Annotated in this window: 2 protein-coding genes; both read left to right on the forward strand. The window is 71.2% G+C overall.

The window, feature by feature from the left end:
- The first annotated feature begins 83 nt into the window (after positions 1 to 83).
- Positions 84 to 14390: a non-ribosomal peptide synthetase gene (locus SNOUR_RS35860; RefSeq protein WP_312634762.1), complete on the forward strand. Its 14307-nt coding sequence runs from the start codon at positions 84 to 86 to the stop codon at positions 14388 to 14390.
- Complete coding sequence (locus tag SNOUR_RS35865) at positions 14387 to 21973, forward strand: non-ribosomal peptide synthetase (RefSeq protein ID WP_067355511.1); 7587 nt, start codon at positions 14387 to 14389, stop codon at positions 21971 to 21973. Before SNOUR_RS35860 ends, SNOUR_RS35865 begins: the two co-directional genes overlap by 4 nt.
- The last annotated feature ends 31 nt before the right edge of the window (positions 21974 to 22004 follow it).

Here is a 22004-nt window from a genome sequence, read left to right on the forward strand (position 1 = left end):
CCCTGATGGGGTGACCGAAACGCACCCCCTGAAAGGGCGGAAGCATTATGCAGGAAAACCACGCTCGCCTCCTCCCGCTGACGATGTCTCAGCAGGGAGTGTGGTACGGGCAGCAGTTGGATCCGCAGAGCCCGAAGTACAACATCGGTGAATGCATAGAAATCCAAGGCCCCCTGGACGAGGCTCTTTTCATAGCCTCGCTCGAAAAAGTCGGCAGGGACTGCGACAGCCTCAACACCGAGTTCGTGGAGCAGGGTGACGGAATCCACCAGCGCGTGGTGCGCACCTCACCGGGACGTCCATACGCCGTCGACCTCTCCGCCGAGGCGGACCCGGCCGCGGCCGCGGAGCGCTTCATGGCCGCCGACATGGCCGCCACAGGCACCGCAGGCGCCACAGGCACGTCGGCCTCGGCTTCGCCGCACCATGCCTTCGTTCTTCTCACGCTGGGCCCCGACCGCCACTATTGGTACATCCGCTATCACCACATTGTGATGGACGGCCTGGGTGCTTCCGTTCTCGCGCGCAAAGTGGCCGAGACGTATACCGCCGCGGTGCGCGGCGAAGCGGGACCGGAATTATTCGCTCCACTCAGTGCCCTCATCGACGACGAGACGGCGTATCGACGGTCTCCTGATTTCGAACGTGACCAGGCATATTGGACCGAGAAATTCGCTGATTTCTCCCGGTCCGGCCGCGACACCGGAAACGCGCTTCTCGCCACCGCGCACAGCGCGGGCGAAGACGCCGCACCGCCGCAGCGCGTTCCTTCGCGACCGGAAAACGGTGGCGAACAGCATTCTGGGCGCGGCAACCACCTGCACCAGGGGGAGACTCTCGACCCGCAGGTGATGGACGGCCTGCGCGCGCTGGCCGCCGCGACCAGAACCACATGGTCCGCCGTCTTCGTGACCGCGGTCGCCGCGTACCTCAGCCGCGTCACCGGCACCGGCGACGTGACGATCGGGCTCGCCTCGAACGGCCGCCCCGGCCGTCTGCGCGCGATCCCGGGCATGACCGCGAACATCCTCCCGTTGCGCGTGCAGATCACCCCGGCCATGACCGTCGAAGCACTGGTGCGGGCCGTCGCCGCCGAGATGCGGCTGGCGCTGCGTCACCGCCGCTACTCCAGGGAGCAGCTCGCCCGCGACCTCAGGATCACGGGCGACGCGGCGCGGCTGTGCGATGTGGTCGTGAACGTCATGCCCTACGAGTACGACCTCGACTTCGCCGGCAGCGCGGGCACCTCAAGGCTGTTGTCCACCGGCCCGGTCGACGACCTCTCCCTCTTCGTTTCCGAGCGCGCGGAGGGGAAGGGGCCGCTGATCGGCTTCGATGTCAACCCGGACCTGTACCGCCCCGAGGACGTCCGGCCGCACCAGCAGGGCATCACGGCGCTGGTCACCGAACTCTCCCGGGCGGACGCGACGTCTCCTCTCTCCCGCCTCGCGATGCTCGACGAGCGGACTGCCGGTCAGGTCCTCGCGACAGGGCGCGGCAACCCCCTCGGACGGCCGGACCGCGAGCCGGCCCGGCGGGCGTCGCTGCCCGAGCTGTTCGCGGCGCGGGTGGCCGCGGACCCGCGCGCGGTGGCGGTCTCCGGTGGCGAAGTGGTGCTGTCGTATGGGGAGTTGGCGGAGCTTTCGGGTGTTCTGGCGTCGCGGCTGGTGGGGTGTGGTGTAGCGGTCGAGGACGGGGTGGGGGTGCTGCTGGGGCGTTCTGCCGCTGTGGTGACGGCGTCGTTGGCGGCGGTGCGGGCGGGTGGCGCGTATGTGCCGCTGGACGTCCGCTGGCCGTCCGAGCGGTTGCGGCAGACCGCCCACGGAGCCGGTCTGCGCGTGCTGATCGTCGGCGAGGAGTTGGCCGGCCACGCCTGGGTTGCGGAAGCGCGCGCGAACCTGCCGGTCGTGGTGGTCGATGCCGTGGGGCGCGTGGTCGACGGCGCGCCCGCGGATGTGGCTCTGCCGCCCGCGGTGGTGGGGGGTGGGCAACTGGCGTATGTGATGTTCACGTCCGGTTCCACCGGTGTGCCCAAGGGCGTCGGGGTCTCGCATGCGGACGTGGTGGCGCTGGCCGCCGACAGTGCCTGGGCCGGCGGTGTCGCGGACGCGGTGCTCCTGCACTCCGCCTATGTCTTCGACGCCTCCACCTTCGAGATCTGGGTTCCCCTGCTCAACGGTGGGCGTGTGGTCGTCGCCCCGGAGGGCGCCCTTGAGCCCCACGTCCTGCGCGACATCGTCACCACGGAGCAGGTCACCGCCCTGTTCCTGACCACCGCCCTGTTCAACGTCATCGCCGAAGTCGACCCGCAGGCCCTCGCCGGGGTCCGCGCGGTCTGCACAGGCGGCGAACGCGCCGCGCCCCGCGCCATGCAGCACCTCGCCCGCGCACTGCCGGGCACCCGCATCCATCACGTCTACGGGCCGACGGAGACGACCACCTTCGCCACCCGCCATCACGTTGTCGCCGAAACCCCCACCGGCCCGCCGCCCATCGGCCGCCCCCTCGACGGCATGCGCGCCTACGTCCTCGACTCCGCGCTGGGACTGGTACCGCCCGGAGTCGCAGGTGAGCTGTACCTGGCGGGCCCAGGCGTCGCCCGCGGCTACCCAGGACGTCCGGGGCTGACCGCAACACGCTTCGTCGCCGACCCCTTCGATCCGTCGGGCGGTCGGATGTACCGCACCGGCGACCTCGTCCGATGGGACGCCGACGGCCGGCTGGTCTACCTCTCCCGAACCGACGACCAGGTCAAACTCCGCGGCCACCGCATCGAACCCGGCGAAATCGAAGGCCTCCTCGCCGGACTGCCCTCGGTGGTCGCCGCCTGCGTCGTGGTACGTGAGGACCTGCCCGGCGACCGGCAACTGGTGGGCTATGTGGTCGCGGCGGACGGCTCCCCCGTGGACGAGGGCGAACTGTCCGCGGCAGTGGCCCGGGTCCTTCCTTCCTACATGGTCCCCTCGGTCTTCGTGGCTCTCGCGACGCTGCCGCTGACGCCGAACGGGAAGGTGGACCGCCGCGCCCTGCCCGCGCCCCGGGTGCCGGAACGCAACTCCGGGCGCGGCCCGCGAACCGTCCGCGAAGAACTCCTGCTCGCCTTGTTCGCCGATGTCCTCGGCACCGACGGGATCGGCGTGCACGACGACTTCTTCGCGCTCGGGGGGCATTCGCTCCTGGCCACGCGCCTGGTCAGCCGCGCGCGCTCGGCACTCGACGCCGAACTGGACGTGCGCACGCTCTTCCAACACCCGACCGTCAGCGAACTCGCCACCGCACTGGACACGGCCGACCGGGCGCGGGCCGCCCTCGTCCGCGAGGAGCGCCCGCGGGATCTCCCGCTGTCCTTCGCGCAACAGCGCCTGTGGTTCCTGAGCAGGCTCGAAGGGCCCGGCGCCACCTACAACATCCCGCTGGTGCTGCGGCTCGACGGTTCGCTGGACGTCGATGCGCTGCGTGCCGGGCTCGCCGATGTCGTCGAACGCCACGAGACCCTGCGCACCGTCTTCGTCGAGGAGGGCGGAACACCGCGCCAGCAGGTGTGCGACGCGGCGGAAGCGGCCGGCCTGGTACCGCTGCGCTTGGAGGAGGCGCCGGGCGGCGGAGATCCGGCCGCGATCGAGCGGTGGGCCGACGGAGCGATCCTGTCCGCGGCGACCGAAGCCTTCGACGTGTCGGGGGACCCCGCGGTGCGGGTGCGGTTGCTGCGGCTGGGTGCCGAGGCGCATGTACTGGTTCTGGTGGTCCATCACATCGCCGCGGACGGTTGGTCGTTGGCTCCGCTGGCCCGGGATCTGGGCGTCGCCTATCGGGCGCGTGCCGAGGGCAGGGCGCCTGACTGGTCGCCGTTGCCGGTGCAGTACGCCGACTACACCCTGTGGCAGCGACGCATGCTGGGTGAGGAGTCGGACGCCGCGAGCCTGACGGCAGGCCAGTTGGAGTTCTGGCGCCAGGCACTGGCCGGTGCGCCCGAAACGCTGGCACTGCCACTGGACCGACCCCGGCCTGCCGTGTCGCAGCACCGCGGTGACGCCGTTCCCTTCCTCGCCACGGCGGACGCGCATCGGGCGCTCGTCGAGTTGGCGCGGTCGTGCGGGTGCACGCTGTTCATGGTGGTGCAGGCGGCGGTGTCGGTGTTGTTGTCCCGGCACGGTGCCGGTGACGATGTCCCGCTCGGCACGGCGGTGGCCGGCCGGAGCGACGAGGCCCTGGACGATCTGGTCGGGTTCTTCGTCAACACACTCGTGCTGCGGACGGATCTGTCCGGAGACCCCACCTTCCGCGAACTGCTCTGCCGTGTCAGGGAGTTCGACCTCGCCGCCTACGCCCATGGGGACGTGCCGTTCGACCGCGTCGTGGAGGCGTTGAATCCGACACGGTCGCAGAGCCATCATCCGCTCTTCCAGGTCATGCTGGTCCTGCAGAACCAGGCCGCCGCCGACCTGGACCTGCCAGGGATCACCGTCACCGGCCAGCCGGTGCACACCGGTGTCAGCAAGTTCGACCTGACCTTCTCGCTCACCGAGACCCATGATGAGGGCGGCCGCCCGGCGGGGGTGGACGGGTACCTGGAGTACTCCACCGAGCTGTTCGAGCCCGCCACCGCACAGGCGCTGTCCGACCGACTGTCGCGGCTGCTGACGGAACTGGTCGCCGACCCGGATCAACGGGTCCAGGACATCGAGCTGTTGGACGCGCCCGAACGCGCCGTCGTGCTCGCGCAGGGGCAGGGCGACGTCCGTCAGGTGCCGGCAACGACGATGTCGCAGCGGTTCGAGGCGCAGGCGGCACGCACGCCGGATGCGGTGGCGGTCCGTGACGGTCGGCGCACCCTGACGTACGCCCAGTTGGAGTTGGAGTCCAACGACCTGGCGCATCACTTGTCGGGGCGTGGGGTCGGCCCGGAGGATCTGGTGGCCCTGGCCGTACCGCAATCGGCCGAGACGGTCGTCGCGATGTTGGCGGTGTTGAAGGCGGGTGCCGCCTATCTGCCTGTGGACCCGGCGTATCCGGCCGCCCGGATCGCGTATCTGCTGGAGGATGCCCGTCCCAAGCTTCTGATCACGGACAGTGTGGTGCGGGAGCAACTGCCTTCGACCGACCTGCCGTTGGTCGTGATGGATGATTCCGCGTCCTGGGCTGTGGGGCATGTGTCGGGTCCGGGTGGTGCGGTGTCGGTTGCCGGTCCGGCGTATGTGATCTACACGTCGGGTTCTACGGGTCGTCCGAAGGGGGTGGTGGTCACCCATGCCTCGGTGGCGTCTCATATGGCGTGGTTGGCCGACCATCTCGGGTTGACGGTCGAGGATCGGGTGTTGGCGCGTACGTCGCCGAGTTTCGATGCCTCCGTGTGGGAGGTCTGGCTGCCGTTGCTTCATGGTGCGTCGGTGTGCGTCATGCCGGCCGACGCCAACAGGGATCCCGATGCTCTCGTGGGTTGGATACGCGAGTTCGGTGTGACGGTGGCGCAGTTCGTGCCGTCGCATCTGTCGTTGGTGTTGGGGAGTGGGGGGCCGGTTCCGGGGTGTTTGCGGGCGGTGTTGTGTGGTGGTGAGCCGTTGGTGGGGGAGTTGGCGGTTCGGGTTGCTGATGCGTGGTCGGTGGAGGTTCACAATCTCTATGGGCCGACGGAGGCGACGATCGATGCGACGGTGCATGCGGTGGTGTCGGGTGGTTCGGGTCCGGTGCCCATCGGGCGGCCGGTGTGGAATGCGCGGGCGTATGTGTTGGACGGGTCGTTGCGTGTGGTGCCGCCTGGTGTGCCGGGGGAGTTGTATCTGGCGGGTGGGTTGTTGGCGCGTGGGTATGTGGGTCGTCCGGGTTTGACGGCGTCGCGTTTCGTGGCTGATCCGTTTGGTCCGTCGGGTGGGCGGATGTATCGCACGGGTGATGTGGTGCGGTGGGATGCGTTGGGGCGGCTTGAGTATCTGGGGCGGAGCGATGATCAGGTCAAGTTGCGTGGCTATCGCATTGAGTTGGGTGAGGTGGAGAGTGCGCTGACGGCGCTGGCGGGTGTGACTGCGGCCCGTGTGCTGATCCGCGAGGACCGACCGGGCGACAAGCGCCTGGTGGCGTACGTCGTTCCCGCGGACGGCAGCGCCGTGCACCAGACAGCACTGCGAACCGAACTGGCCGGCACGCTGCCCGACTACATGGTTCCGGCCGCGTTCGTGGTCCTCGACGCGTTGCCGCTGCTGCCCAACGGCAAGGTCGACCGCCGTGCTCTGCCCGCGCCCGAGGCGCCGGCGGGCGACAGCGAGGGGCGCGCACCGCACACGGTCCAGGAAGAGATCCTGTGCGGTCTCTTCGCCGACGTGCTCGGCCGGACGCAGGTCGGCGTCCATGACGGCTTCTTCGAACTGGGCGGGCATTCGCTGCTCGCCACCCGGCTCGTCAGCCGGGTGCGCTCCGTCCTCGGAGTCGAGCTCGCCGTCCGCACCCTCTTCCAGCACCCCACGCCCGCCGGACTCGCCGCCGCGCTGGACGGAGTGGGGCGGGCCAGGACGCCGGTGGTGCGGGCCGAGCGGCCCACGACCGTACCGCTGTCCTTCGCCCAGCAACGGCTGTGGTTCCTCAATCGGCTCGACGGACCCGGTGCCACCTACAACATCCCGCTTGTACTGGAACTCGCCGGGACGCTCGATGCCCGCGCCCTGAGCTGCGCGCTCGATGACGTGGTCGAGCGGCACGAGGTGCTGCGCACGGTCTTCCCCGAGCAGGATGGCGTGCCGCGTCAATGCGTACTGGATCCCTCGGCCGTGGACCTGGACCTGTCGGTGCGCGAGATCGACCCCGACGCGCTCGACGCGGCCGTGCGCGCCGCGGTGACGACTTCCTTCGACGTGGCGACCGATCTGCCGCTGCGTTGCCGGCTGTTCAGGACCGGCGCCGAACGCCATGTGCTGGTGCTGGTGCTGCATCACATAGCGGGCGACGGCTGGTCCCTGGCACCGCTGGCCCGCGACCTGGGCGGCGCCTATCGGGCGCGGATCGCCGGCAGGGCGCCCGACTGGCCGGCGCCGTCGGTGCAGTATGCCGATTACACCCTCTGGCAGCGGGACATCCTCGGCACGGAGAGCGATCCCGACAGCGTGGCGTCGCGCCAACTCGCCTTCTGGCGGAACGCGTTGAGCGATCTCCCGGAGCTGTTGGAACTTCCCCTCGCCCAGCCCCGCCCGGCCGTCACGGACCCTGCCGGCGGAGTCTGCGTCCGCACGCTGGACGCCGCCCTGCACGGCCGGTTGCTCGACCTGGCCAGGTCCTCCGGCAGCACGCTGTTCATGGTGCTGCAGGCCGCCGTGGCCACGGTGCTCTCCCGGCACGGTGCCGGCGACGACATCCCCCTCGGCACCCCTGTCGCGGGCCGTACCGACGAGGCGCTGGACGACCTGATCGGTTTCTTCGTCAACACCCTCGTCCTGCGCACGGACGTGTCGGGCGACCCGACGTTCCGTGAACTCCTCGACAGGGTGAGGGAGTTCGACCTTTCGGCCTACGCCCATCAGGATGTGCCCTTCGAGTGGTTGGTGGAGAGCCTCAACCCGGTCCGGGCGCGCAACCACCACCCGCTGTTCCAGGCGATGCTGGTGCTGCAGAACCAGGACACCGCGGACACCGAGTTGCCGGGACTGACGGTCGGCAGCCGACTGGTGCACAACGGGGTGAGCAAGTTCGACCTGACCTTCGCCTTCGGTGAGGATCGTGCGCAGGGCGGGCTGACGGCCGGCGTCGAGTACGCGACCGCGCTCTTCGACGCCGCCAGCGTCGAGGCCCTGACCGGTCGCCTGGTCCGGCTGCTGGAGGCCGTCGCCGCCGACCCGGATCGGCCCCTGCACAGCTACGACCTGCTGTCCGAGGACGAACGCGCCGAGGTCGCCGGTTGGGGCGAGGGCGAGCGCCTTCCGATCGGTACGGCTACGGCGAGCCTGCCCGAGCTGTTCGCGGCGCGGGTGGCCGCGGACCCGCGCGCGGTGGCGGTCTCCGGTGGCGAAGTGGTGATGTCGTATGGGGAGTTGGCGGAGCTTTCGGGTGTTCTGGCGTCGCGGCTGGTGGGGTGTGGCGTAGCGGTCGAGGACGGGGTGGGGGTGCTGCTGGGGCGTTCTGCCGCTGTGGTGACGGCGTCGTTGGCGGCGGTGCGGGCGGGTGGCGCGTATGTGCCGCTGGACGTCCGCTGGCCCGTGGAGCGGCTGCGTCAGGTCGCCGGCGTCAGTGGCATTCGGGTGCTGGTGGTCGGTGAGGAGCTCGCCGGTCACGGGTGGGTCGCCGAGATGCGGCGGCGTCTGCCGGTCGTGGTGGTCGATGCCGTGGGCCGGGTGGTCGACGGTGCGCCTGCGCCCGCCGCCGCGCTGCCTTCCGTGCGGTCCGGTGACCAACTGGCGTATGTGATGTTCACGTCCGGTTCCACCGGTGTGCCCAAGGGCGTCGGGGTCTCGCATGCGGACGTGGCGGCGCTGGCCGCCGACAGTGCCTGGGCCGGCGGTGTCGCGGACGCGGTGCTCCTGCACTCCGCCTATGTCTTCGACGCCTCCACCTTCGAGATCTGGGTTCCCCTCCTCAACGGCGGACGGGTGGTCGTCGCCCCGGAGGGCGCTCTCGAACCGCACGTCCTACGCGACATCGTCACCACGGAGCAGGTCACCGCCCTGTTCCTGACCACCGCCCTGTTCAATGTCGTGGCGGAGGTGGACCCGCAGGCCCTGGCCGGTCTCCGGATGGTCTGCGCGGGCGGCGAGGCGGCCTCGCCCGCCGCGATGCAGCAGGTCGCCGGGTATCTGCCCGGCACGCGGGTCCACCACGTCTACGGGCCGACGGAGACCACCACCTTCGCCACCCGCCATCACGTCACCCCCGAAACACCGCTGGGCCCCCCTCCCATCGGACGGGCCCTCGACGGCATGCGTGCCCATGTGCTGGATGCGGGCCTGGCACGGGTGGCGCCAGGCGTGACCGGCGAGCTGTACCTCGCCGGACCGGGGGTGGCCCGCGGCTATCTGGGCCGCCCGGCCCTGACGGCCACGCGTTTCGTGGCCGATCCGTTCGATCCGTCGGGTGGGCGGATGTACCGTACCGGCGACCTCGTCCGGTGGGACGCGGACGGCCGACTCGTGTACCTCTCCCGCGCCGACGACCAGGTCAAACTCCGCGGCCACCGCATCGAACCCGGGGAAGTGGAGGGCGTTCTCGCCGGTCTGCCGGGCGTCGCCACCGCGTACGTGCGGGTCCGGGAGGACCTGCCGGGCGACCGGCGGCTGGTCGGGTATGCGGTGCCCTCCGCCGGTGCGGCGCTGGACCCCGCGGAGCTGGCGACAGGTGTGGGACAGACACTCCCGGCGTACATGGTTCCCTCCGCGTTCGTCGTGCTGGACGCACTGCCGCTGACGCCGAACGGGAAGGTCGACCACCGCGCGCTTCCTGCGCCCGAGGCGTCCGGCGGCGGCGGAGGCCGCGGTCCGCGGACGGCCCACGAGGAGATCCTGTGCGGCCTGTTCGCCGCCGTCCTTGGCCTCGACCGGGTCGGTGTGGCGGACAACTTCTTCGAGGCCGGCGGGCATTCGCTGCTGGCGACGCGACTGGTGAGCCGGGTGCGCTCGGTCCTGGGCGTCGAGATCGAAGTCCGTGCGCTCTTCGAGCACCCGACAGTCGCCGGACTCGCCGCGGTCCTCGACGCCGCCGACGCGGCACGGCCGTCGGTGCTGCCCGAACGGCGGCCCGAAGGCATGCCGCTCTCCTTCGCGCAACAGCGCCTGTGGTTCCTGAGCAGGCTCGAAGGGCCGGGCGCCACCTACAACATCCCGCTGGTGCTGCGGCTCGACGGCCCGCTGGACGTCGAGGCGCTGGGTGCCGCACTGGGCGACCTCGTCGAACGCCACGAGACCCTGCGCACCGTCTACCCGGTGACCGACGGCGTCGCCCGTCAACTGGTCCTGGACGCGTCCGCGGTCGACCTCGCGCCGCGCCCCCGGGACGTGTCGCCCGCCGAGCTCGACCGGGTGCTCACGGACACCGTCAGCTTCGCGTTCGACCTGGCAGCGGACGTTCCGGTGCGGGTGCGGTTGCTGCGGTTGGGTGCGGAGGCGCATGTACTGGTGTTGGTGGTCCATCACATCGCCGCGGATGGTTGGTCGTTGGCTCCGCTGGCCCGGGATCTGGGCGTCGCCTATCGGGCGCGTGCCGAGGGCAGGGCGCCTGACTGGTCGCCGTTGCCGGTGCAGTACGCCGACTACACCCTGTGGCAGCGACGCATGCTGGGTGAGGAGTCGGACGCCGCGAGCCTGTCGGCACGCCAACTGGACTTCTGGCGGCAACAGCTCGCGGGTATACCCGAGTTGGTCGAGCTCCCGTGGGACCGGCCGAGGCCCGCGGTGCTGAAGCACGAGGGCGACGCCCTCACCTTCGTGATCGACCGGGACACGCACCAGGGGCTGTCCGAGTTGGCGCGGTCGTGCGGGTGCACCCTGTTCATGGTGTTGCAGGCGGCGGTGTCGGTCCTGCTCTCCCGGCACGGTGCCGGAGACGACGTCCCGCTCGGGACCGCGGTGGCCGGCCGGACCGATGAGGCCCTGGACGACCTGGTCGGGTTCTTCGTCAACACGCTCGTACTGCGCACGGACCTGTCCGGCGACCCCGGCTTCCGCGAACTGCTCGACCGGGTGCGGGAGTTCGACCTGGCGGCGTTCGCGCATCAGGACGTGCCGTTCGAGCGGTTGGTGGAGGCGCTCAACCCGGTGCGGTCGCAGGACCGTCACCCGCTCTTCCAGGTCATGCTGGTGCTGCAGAACCAGGCGGCGGCGGACGTCGAACTGCCGGGGATCACGGTGACCGGTCAGCCGGTGCACACCGGTGTCAGCAAGTTCGACCTGACCTTCTCGCTGACCGAGAAGCGGGACGAAGCGGGTGGTGCCGCGGGCATCGACGGCCACCTGGAGTACTCCACCGAACTGTTCGAGCCCGGCACGGTCCGGGCGCTGGCCGAACGCCTGTCCCGGCTGCTGGCAGCCGTGGTCGCCGACCCCGACCTGCGCGTGCACGATGTCGAACTGTTCACCGACGAGGAGCGGGCGCGTGTGATCGCCGCAGGTCACGGCCGGCCTCGGCCGATGCCGCGACTGACCGTGCCGGAGCTCTTCAGCGCGCAGGCGGCACGCACGCCGGATGCGGTGGCGGTCCGTGACGGTCGGCGCACCCTGACGTACGCCCAGTTGGAGTTGGAGTCCAACGACCTGGCGCATCACTTGTCGGGGCGTGGGGTCGGCCCGGAGGATCTGGTGGCGCTGGCGCTGCCGGGTACCGCGGGGATGGTCGTGGCGATGTTGGCGGTGTTGAAGGCGGGTGCCGCCTATCTGCCTGTCGACCCGGCGTATCCGGCCGCCCGGATCAGGTATCTGCTGGAGGACGCCCGTCCCGAGTTGCTGATCACCGATCGCGCGGTTCAGGGGCAACTGCCCTCCACCGACCTGCCGTTGGTCGTGATGGATGATTCCGCGTCCTGGGCTGTGGGGCATGTGTCGGGTCCGGGTGGTGCGGTGTCGGTTGCCGGTCCGGCGTATGTGATCTACACGTCGGGTTCTACGGGTCGTCCGAAGGGGGTGGTGGTCACCCATGCCTCGGTGGCGTCTCATATGGCGTGGTTGGCCGACCATCTCGGGTTGACGGTCGAGGATCGGGTGTTGGCGCGTACGTCGCCGAGTTTCGATGCCTCCGTGTGGGAGGTCTGGCTGCCGTTGCTTCACGGTGCCTCCACCTGTCTGGTGTCACCCGAGACCAATCGCGATCCGGGTCAACTGCTCGACCGTATGCGGGACTTCGGTGTGACGGTGGCGCAGTTCGTGCCGTCGCATCTGTCGTTGGTGTTGGGGAGTGGGGGGCCGGTTCCGGGGTGTTTGCGGGCGGTGTTGTGTGGTGGTGAGCCGTTGGTGGGGGAGTTGGCGGTTCGGGTTGCTGATGCGTGGTCGGTGGAGGTTCACAATCTCTATGGGCCGACGGAGGCGACGATCGATGCGACGGTGCATGCGGTGGTGTCGGGTGGTTCGGGTCCGGTGCCCATCGGGCGGCCGGTGTGGAATGCGCGGGCGTATGTGTTGGACGGGTCGTTGCGTGTGGTGCCGCCTGGTGTGCCGGGGGAGTTGTATCTGGCGGGTGGGTTGTTGGCGCGTGGGTATGTGGGTCGTCCGGGTTTGACGGCTTCGCGTTTCGTGGCTGATCCGTTTGGTCCGTCGGGTGGGCGGATGTATCGCACGGGTGATGTGGTGCGGTGGGATGCGTTGGGGCGGCTTGAGTATCTGGGGCGGAGCGATGATCAGGTCAAGTTGCGTGGCTATCGCATTGAGTTGGGTGAGGTGGAGAGTGCGTTGACGGCGCTGCCGGGTGTGACTGCGGCCCGTGTGCTGATCCGCGAGGACCGACCGGGCGACAAGCGCCTGGTGGCGTATCCGGTGGTCGCTGCCGGGCGGCGGGTGGACGCCGCCGAGCTGCGCCGGAGCCTTGCGACGGCCCTGCCCGACTACATGGTTCCGGCCGCGTTCGTGGTCCTCGACGCGTTGCCGCTGCTGCCCAACGGCAAGGTCGACCGGCGCGCCCTGCCCGCCCCCGAACCGGACGTGCACCGGGGCGGTGGACTGGCTCCGCGTACCGACGAGGAACGGCTCCTGTGCGGGGTGGTCGCCGAGACGCTCGGCCTCCCGGAGGTCGGGGTCGACGACGATTTCTTCGCCCTCGGCGGCGACAGCATCCTGTCGATCCAGGTCGTCAGCAGGGCCCGTAACGCGGGACTGGTCATCACGCCGCGCGACGTCTTCGTCCACCGCACCGTCGAGGCGATCGCGTCGGTTGCCGTGCCGCTGGGCGCGGAGCCGGAGACCGCGGCCACCCCGGGCATCGGCGAGGTGCCGCTCACGCCCATCGCCGCGTGGTTCCTCGACCGGCCCGGCACCCTCGACGGCTACAACCAGTCGAGCGTGCTGAGATCACCGGCCGGGGCAACGGAGAAGGACATCGCCGCGGCGCTCCAACTGCTCCTGGACCACCACGACATGCTGCGGCTCCGGGTGAGCGCGACGCCCGGCGGGCGGCCCGGGCTCGAAGTCCTGCCGCAGGGCGCGGTGAGCGCCCGCGCGCGGCTGACGCGGGTCGACATCGCCGGGCTCGACGGCGCACGGACCGATGCGGTGGTCGCCGAGGCGGCCGAGGCCGCCCGCCTGCGACTGCGGCCCGGCAAGGGTGACGTGCTGGAGGCCGTCTGGTACGACGCGGGGCCCGACCGGCCCGGTCGGCTGCTGCTCGTCGTCCATCACCTCGCGGTGGACGCGGTCTCGTGGCGCACCCTCACCGCCGACCTGGCCGCTGCCTGGCAGGCGGTCGTCGCCGGCGCGGCGGGCGAAACCTCGCCGCTGCCGCCGGTGCCCACCTCCTACCGCAGGTGGGCGGAGCTACTGGTGGCCGATGCACGGAGCGCCGAACGCGCCGCGGAACTGCCCCTCTGGCAGGAGATCCTGCGCACCGAGGACCCGCAGTGGGGATACCGGCCGCTCGACCCGGACCGGGACACCGCCGACGGCGTGCGGACGCTGACGGTCACCCTGCCCGCACAGTGGACACAGCCCCTGCTGACCACCGTGCCGACCGCGTTCCACGCGGGGGTCAACGATGTGCTGCTGACGGGCCTGGCGCTGGCGGTCACCGGATGGCGTGCCGAACGCGGGGGCGCGGGCGGGTCGGCCGTCCTGCTCGACCTGGAGGGGCACGGCCGCGAGCAGATCGCGGAGAACATCGACCTGTCCCGGACCGTCGGCTGGTTCACCAGCATGTACCCGGTGCGGCTCGATCCGGGTCCGGTGAGCCGGTACGAGGCGCGGGCGTTCGACGCCCCGCTCGTCGACCGCGCGCTGAAGCGGGTCAAGGAACAGCTGCGGGCCGTACCGGACCACGGCATCGGCTACGGCCTGCTGCGTCACCTCAACCCGGGCACCCGCGACGCGCTCGGGGACGCCGTGACGCCGCAGATCGGCTTCAACTACCTGGGCCGCTATGCCGGTTCATCGGCGGCCGGCGACGCCGGGGACTGGCAGCTGCTCTTCGACGGGGGCGGGCCACGCAGTCAGGACCCGGACATGCCGGTGCATCACGTGCTGGACATCAACGCCTACACCAAGGACCTGCCGGAGGGGCCGCAGCTGGTCGCCGGCTGGACCTGGCCGACGGATCTGCTCAAGGAGGAGGACGTCGAGGAACTCGCCGAAGGGTGGCTGCGGGCGCTGCGTGCCGTCGCCGAACACGCCCAGGCACCCGACGCCGGCGGCTACACGCCTTCCGACCTTCCGTTGGTCTCGCTCAACCAGGCTCAGATCGATCGACTGCAGAACAAGCTGCAGAACAAGTGGGGTGGACGCAAGTGACCGGGTTCCAGCTGCAGGACGTCCTGCCGTTGACACCGCTGCAGGCAGGCATGCTGTTCCATGCCGTGTACGACTCCGAGGCGGTGGACGTCTACACCGCGCAGTTCGTCTTCGACATCGAGGGACCGGTCGACGCGGCGCTGCTGTACGCGGCCGTCAAGGGACTGCTGCGCAGGCACGCCAACCTTCGCGTGGGGTTCCTCCACGAGGACCTCGACGAGCCGGTCCAGGCCGTCGCCGTGGAAGTCCCGCCGGTCTTCGAGGAACTCGACTTCGGCACGGGTGACGACGCCGAGCGCGCCGAGCGGCTCGCCGCGTTCCTTGCCGACGACCGCACGCGGCGCTTCGACCTCTCCGAACCGCCCCTGATGCGGTTCACCCTGGTCCGGATGGCGCACCACCGCTACCACCTGGTCATGACCAACCACCACCTCCTCCTCGACGGCTGGTCGATGCCGCTGCTCGTACGGGAGCTGTTCGAGCTCTATGCGCGCGGCGGGGACGGCAGCGCGATGCCGCGCGTCGCCCCCTACCGGGACTACCTTGCCTGGCTGGCCGCGCAGGACCGTACGGCCGCGGCCGGCGCCTGGCGCACGGCGCTCGCCGGCGTGGCGCAGCCGACCCTGCTGGCCGGGGAGAAGCCGGCCTCCGCGTCGTCGGGCGAGCTGCCCGAGCAGCTGGTGTTGGACCTGGGCGCGGCCACCACCGCCCGCCTGCGGGAGACGGCCCGCCGGCACCGCCTGACGCTCAACACGGTGGTGCAGGGCGCCTGGGGCGTTCTGCTGCACCAACTCACCGGGCAGGACGACGTGTTGTTCGGCACCACCGTCTCGGGACGGCCGCCGGAGATCCCCGGTGTCGACACCATGGTCGGACTGTTCATCAACACGATTCCGGTCCGCGTCGCCATACGCCCCGACGACACCCTGGCCACGCTGCTGGAGCGGATGCAGGACGAGCAGGGCCGGCTCCTGGGCTGCCAGCACCTCGGGCTGACCGAGATCCGCGCGCTGACCGGCCTGGACGACCTCTTCGACACGCTCGCCGTGTTCGAGAACTACCCGATGGACGCGGAGGCGCTGCGGCAGGCCCAGGAGGGCCTCCCCGGCCTTCGGGTCACCGGCTTCCGCGGCACCGACGCGGCGCACTATCCGCTCACCCTCACCATCGCACCGGGCGATGACCTGCGGATCACCTTCGGCCATCGCACGGACGCCTTCGACTCCGGCACCGTACGGCTGATGGCGGAGCGGCTGCGACGGCTGCTGGAAACCGGCGCCGATGATCTGGAGCAGCGTGTCGCCGGCCTCTCGGTGCTGCTCGACGGTGAGCATGCGCGGCTGCTCGACCAGGGGAGGGGCGCCCCCTTACCGGCCGGTGTGCGCCATGCCGGCCTCCCGGAACTGTTCGCCGCCCGGGTGGTGTCGGACCCGGAAGCGGTGGCGGTCAGGCAGGGCGAAAGCGCCCTGTCCTACGCGGAGTTGGACGGACTCTCCGGTTCCCTGGCGCGGTGCCTGACGGGCCTGGGCGTGGCCGCCGAGGACGGTGTCGGTGTGCTGGTCGGCCGCTCGGCCGCGGTGGTGACGGCCTCGCTGGCCGCGGTCCGGGCCGGCGGCGCGTACGTACCGCTGGACGCCCGCTGGCCGGACGGGAGGCTGCGCCGGACATCCGCGGCGGCCGGCCTGCGCGCACTCGTCGTCGCTGCGGACCTCGCCGGCCACCCCTGGGTGGCGGAGGCCCGCGGCTCTCTCCCGGTCGTGGTGGTGGACACCGACGGGCGGGTCGTGGACGGCGCACCCGTCGAGCCGGGCACGCTTCCCGACCTGCCCGGCAGCGCGCGGCTGGCGTACGTGATGTTCACCTCCGGCTCCACCGGCGACCCCAAGGCGATCGGTGTCACGCACGGCGACGTGGCGGCGCTCACCGCCGACGCCATGTGGCGCGGCGCCACCGACGCGGTCCTGATGCACTCCGCCTATGTCTTCGACGCCTCGACCTGCGAGATCTGGGTCCCGCTGCTCAACGGCGGCACGGTCGTCGTCGCCCCCGACGGGCCACTCGAACCGCATCGCCTCGGCCACATACTGGCGGCCGAGCGGATCACCGCTCTCTTCCTGACCACCTCCCTGTTCAACATCGTCGCCGACACCGATCCGCACCTGTTCACGACGGTGCGGCTGGTGGCGACCGGCGGCGAGGTGGCGGCAGCCGGCGTCCTGCAACGCGCCGCGACCGCCTGCCCCCGGACGTCGTTCGTCAACGCCTACGGGCCGACGGAGGCCACGACGTTCGCGACGCGCTACGAGGTGCCGTCGCAACCGATCGCGGACCATCGGGTTCCGCCCATCGGCAAGCCGCTCGACGGTATGCGCTGCCACGTCCTCGACGCCCGGCTGCGACCGGTGCCTGCGGGCGTGGTGGGTGAGCTCTACCTCGCCGGTCCGGGGGTGGCCCGCGGGTACGTGGGCCGGCCCGACTTGACGGCGACGCGTTTCGTGGCCGATCCGTTCGATCCGTCGGGTGGGCGGATGTACCGTACCGGCGACCTCGTCCGGTGGGACGCGGACGGCCGGCTCGTCTACCTCTCCCGCGCCGACGACCAGGTCAAACTCCGCGGTCACCGCATCGAACCCGGCGAGATCGAAACCGCGCTCACCGCCCTGCCGACGGTGACGGCCGCCTGCGTCGTCGTCCGCGAGGACGCCCCCGGCGACCGGCGGCTGGTGGCCTATGCCGTGGCGGCGGACGGCGCCACGACAACCCCGGACGCACTGGCGGAGCAACTGGGCCGGACGCTGCCCGGATACCTGGTCCCCTCGGTGTTCGTCGTGCTGGACGCACTGCCGCTGACCCCGAACGGAAAGCTCGACCGGCGGGCGTTGCCGGCGCCCCGACACACCGCGGACACCGGCGGACGCGGCCCGCGCACCGTGCAGGAGGAACTGCTCGCCGACCTGTTCGCCGACGTGCTCGGCACCGGCCGCGTCCCCGTCGACGAGAGCTTCTTCTCGCTCGGCGGGCACTCCCTGCTGGCCACCCGCCTGGTCAGCCGCATCCGCACCGCACTCGGCGTGGAACTCGAAGTGCGCACGCTCTTCGAGCACCCCACCGTCGCCCGACTGGCCGCGGCCCTCGACGGTGCGGGCACGGCGCGGGACGCCATCGTGCCCGCGCAGCGCCCGGCGCGACTTCCGCTGTCCTTCGCACAGCAGCGCCTGTGGTTCCTGGGCAGGCTGGACGGACCCGGCGCCACGTACAACATCCCGCTGGTGCTGCGGCTCGACGGGCCGCTGGACGTGGGCGCACTGGGTGCCGCCCTGGGCGACGTCATCGAGCGCCACGAGACCCTGCGCACCGTCTTCCCCCAGCACGACGGCGCGCCCGAGCAGGTGGTCCTCGGCCCGGCTCAGGCGCAGCTCGCGCTGACCGTCGACGATGTCGAGGAGTCCGACCTGCCCGACCGGATCTCCGCCGCGGTGACCGAGCCGATCGACGTGGAGGCCCAGGCACCGCTGCGGGTGAGCCTGCTGCGGCTGGGCGCGGAGAGCCATGTAGTGGTCCTGACGTTGCATCACATCGCTGGCGACGGCTGGTCGTTGGCGCCGTTGGCCCGGGACCTGGGCGCCGCCTATCGGGCGCGTGCAGAGGGCAGGGCGCCTGACTGGTCGCCGTTGCCGGTGCAGTACGCCGACTACACGCTGTGGCAGCGCCGCATGCTGGGTGAGGAGTCGGACGCCGAGAGCCTGTCGGCACGTCAACTGGCCTTCTGGCGCCGGGCCCTGGCCGATGCGCCGGAGGCGCTGGTCCTGCCCTGGGACCGGCCGCGGCCCGCACTGCTCAAGCACGAGGGCGACGCGCTCACCTTCGTGATCGACCAGGACACGCACCGCGGGCTCGTCGAGTTGGCGCGGTCGTCGGGATGCACCCTGTTCATGGTGGTGCAGGCGGCGGTGTCGATGCTGTTGTCCCGGCACGGTGCCGGTGACGACATCCCGCTCGGCACCGCGGTGGCCGGCCGGAGCGATGAGGCGCTGGACGACCTGGTCGGGTTCTTCGTCAACACGCTCGTACTGCGCACTGACCTGTCGGGTGATCCCACCTTCCGTGAACTCCTCGACCGGGTGCGGGAGTTCGACCTGGCGGCGTTCGCGCATCAGGACGTGCCGTTCGAGCGATTGGTGGAGTCGCTCAACCCGGTGCGGTCGCAGGACCGTCACCCGCTCTTCCAGGTGATGCTGGTGCTGCAGAACCAGGCGGCGGCGGACGTCGAACTGCCTGGTGTCACGGTGACCGGCCAGCCGGTGCACACCGGCGTCAGCAAGTTCGACCTGAGCTTCAGTTTCACCGAGCGGCGGGACGAGGCGGGTGGTGCCGCCGGCATCGACGGCCACGTGGACTACTCCACCGAACTGTTCGAGCCCGGGACGGTGCACCGGCTCGCCCACCGACTGCGCTGCCTGCTGTCCGCGGTCGTGGCCGACGCCGACCTGCCTGTCCGCAGCTACGACCTGCTCACCACCGAGGAGCGGTCGCGGATGCTGGAGGAGTGGGGACGCGGCCCCGTCGGATACCTGCCGACCCCGACGGTGCCGGAACTCTTCGGGGAGTGGGTGACGCGTACCCCCGAAGCCCGGGCCGTACGCGACGCGACGGGTGCCTTGACCTACGCGCAGCTCAACGCCCGGGCCAACGACCTCGCCCGGCACCTGTCGGGACAGGGCATCGGCCCCGAGGACCTGGTGGCCCTCGCCCTGCCCCGGTCGGCCGACCTCATCGTCGCGATACTGGCGGTACTGAAAACAGGAGCGGCCTACCTGCCGGTCGACCCCGCATACCCGCCCGCCCGCATCTCCTTCATGCTCGACGATGCCGCGCCGGCCTTCCTCATCACCACCACCGCTCTCCGCGCAGGACTGCCCACCACCGCCCGCTGCCTGGCCCTCGACGACACCGCGGTCTGGTCCACCGGCCACACCGCCGACCCGCGCACCGTCCCCCTGCCCACCCACCCCGCCTACGTCATCTACACCTCCGGCTCCACCGGCCGGCCCAAGGGCGTCGTGGTCACTCACCAGGGCGTCGGCGCGATGGTCCGCACACAGGCGGAAAGGCTCGGCCTCACCCCCGCCAGCCGGGTCCTGCAGATGGCGTCGGTCAGCTTCGACGCGGCGTTCTGGGACATCTGCATGGGACTGCTGACCGGTGCCTGCCTGGAGGTCGCGGACCCGGCGCAGCTGGTGCCGGGGCCCCCGCTCGCCGGCCTGCTCGCGGAACGCGGCATCACCCACCTGACCCTCCCGCCGGCCGCCCTCGCGGTCATGCCGCAGGACGACGGCATACCCGGCGGTACCACCCTGGTGCTCGCCGGGGAGGCGTGCCCACCGGCGCTGGTCGCCCGGTGGGCCGACGGCCGGCGGTTGGCCAACGCCTACGGGCCGACCGAGACCACGGTCTGCGCGACGATGAGCGACTTCCAGGAGGCGGCCGGCCAGGAGGCGCCGGCCCACCGGGTACCGATCGGGGTCCCGGTGCGCAACGCACAGGTGTATGTGCTCGACGCGGCAATGGAGTTGGTGCCGCCCGGGGTGATCGGAGAGCTGTATGTGGCCGGCGACGGACTGGCCCGCGGCTACCTGAACCGTCCGGGCCTGACCGCCACCCGGTTCGTCGCCGATCCGTTCAGCCACACCGGCGGACGCATGTACCGCACCGGCGACCTCGTCCGCTGGAACGACCGCGGCGAGCTCGAATACGTCTCCCGCGCCGACGACCAGGTCAAGCTACGGGGCTTCCGCATCGAACTCGGGGAAATCGAGGCGGCGTTGGCCGCGGTGCCCGACATCACCGCCGCCTGCGCCGTCGTCCGGGAGGACCGGCCCGGCGACCGGCGGCTGGTGGCCTACGCCGTTCCCGCCGACGGGCAGGGGGAGGAGGCGACCGCCCGGATGCGCCGGGCACTCGTCGCGCAGCTGCCCGACTACATGGTGCCGTCCGCGTTCGTCGTGCTCGACGCCCTGCCCCTCACCCCGAACGGGAAGATCGACCGCCGGGGACTGCCCGCCCCCGGCCCCTCCACGAGCACAGGCGCCGGACGCGCCCCGGACACCGAACAGGAGAAGCTGCTGTGCGCGGTGTTCGCCGATGTCCTCGGTGTCCCTGAAGTGGGTCTCGACGACGACTTCTTCGAGGCGGGCGGACACTCCCTGCTCGCGGTCAAGCTGGCCCAGCGCATCGAGGACAGGTTCGGCGTACGGCCGTCGATGCGTGCCCTCTTCGCCGCGCCCACCCCCGACGGTGTGCGGCGCCTCCTGGACGAGCCGGCCGGCGGCTCCGGCCACGCGCCCGGCCCCGATCCGCGCCAGGACGTGCACCTGGCGCCCGACATCACCCCGGCGCTCGGGCCCGCGTCCGGCGAACCCGCGAGCCCGCGCCGCCCGTTGCTGACCGGCGCCTCGGGCTTCCTCGGAGCGTTCCTCCTGCGTGATCTGCTGGAATCGACGGGCGGCCCGGTGGACTGCCTGGTGCGGGCCGGCGACACCGCCGAGGGAGCGCGCAGGTTGCGGTCCGGCCTGGAGCGGTACGGGTTGTGGAAGGAGCACTACGGCGACCTGATCCGGCCGCTGCCGGGCGACCTGGGCGCGCCGGGCCTGGGCCTGTCCGACGCGGAGCACAAGGCACTGTGCAAGCGGGTCGGCGCTGTGTACCACAACGGCGCCACGGTCAACTTCGCCGCCCCGTACGCCGAACTCCGCGCTGCCAACGTCACGGGCACCGAGGAACTCCTCCGCATCGCCGCCGCCTCGGGGTCGACCGGCATGCACTACGTCTCCACCACCGGCGTGTACCCACCGCACACGTCCGCCCCCGGCCCCCTCACGGAAGCCTCCGCCATCGGCCCCGTGCACGAGCTGCCCGACGGCTACTCGCAGAGCAAGTGGGTCGCCGAGGAGATCGTGGGTATCGCGCAGAGCCGCGGAATCCCGGTGGCCATCTATCGCCCCGCGCGTATCTCGGGCGCCTCGCGCACGGGCGCCTGCCAGGACCGCGACCTGCTGTGGCAGTACATCAAGGGATGCCTCCAGGCACAGGCGGTACCCGAGGGATCCGACGAGTCGACCGACTGGATACCGGTCGACTACGTGAGCGCCGCAGTCGTGGCCCTGGCCAACAACCAGCAGGCGCCACAGAACCCACCGCAGAACATGGCCGGTCCGGCACGGACAACCTTCCATCTCACCCACCCCGCACCGCCCATGCTCTCGCACGTGTTCCGGGCAGCGGCCGCCCTGGGCTACAGGGTGCAGCCGGTGCCACTCGACCACTGGCGCAAATTGGTGGCCGACCAGCCGGACAATGCCGCCCAGCTCTTCCTCGGCGGGGTCGACCGGCAGGAGACCGCCGAGGAAGCCGACGGCCGGCCCCGCCGCCGGCGTCGCACCTTGGACTCCTCCCTCACCCACCGAGCGGCGGCGGCATCGGGAGTCCACCTCCCGCCCTTCACCGACGAGACCGTACGGGCCTACCTGACGTACTTCGCCGGCACGGGATTCCTCCCCACGCCCACCCTCGACCCCAACCGCTGAACGGGTCCGGCACACCCTCCCGGCACCCACG

This window comes from Streptomyces noursei ATCC 11455, from assembly GCF_001704275.1.
GTDB lineage: Bacteria > Actinomycetota > Actinomycetes > Streptomycetales > Streptomycetaceae > Streptomyces > Streptomyces noursei.

Coding starts and splice junctions, on each gene's coding strand:
- SNOUR_RS35860 (WP_312634762.1), top strand. CDS start 84: ATGTCTCAGCAGGGAGTGTGGTACGGGCAGCAGTTGGATCCGCAGAGC.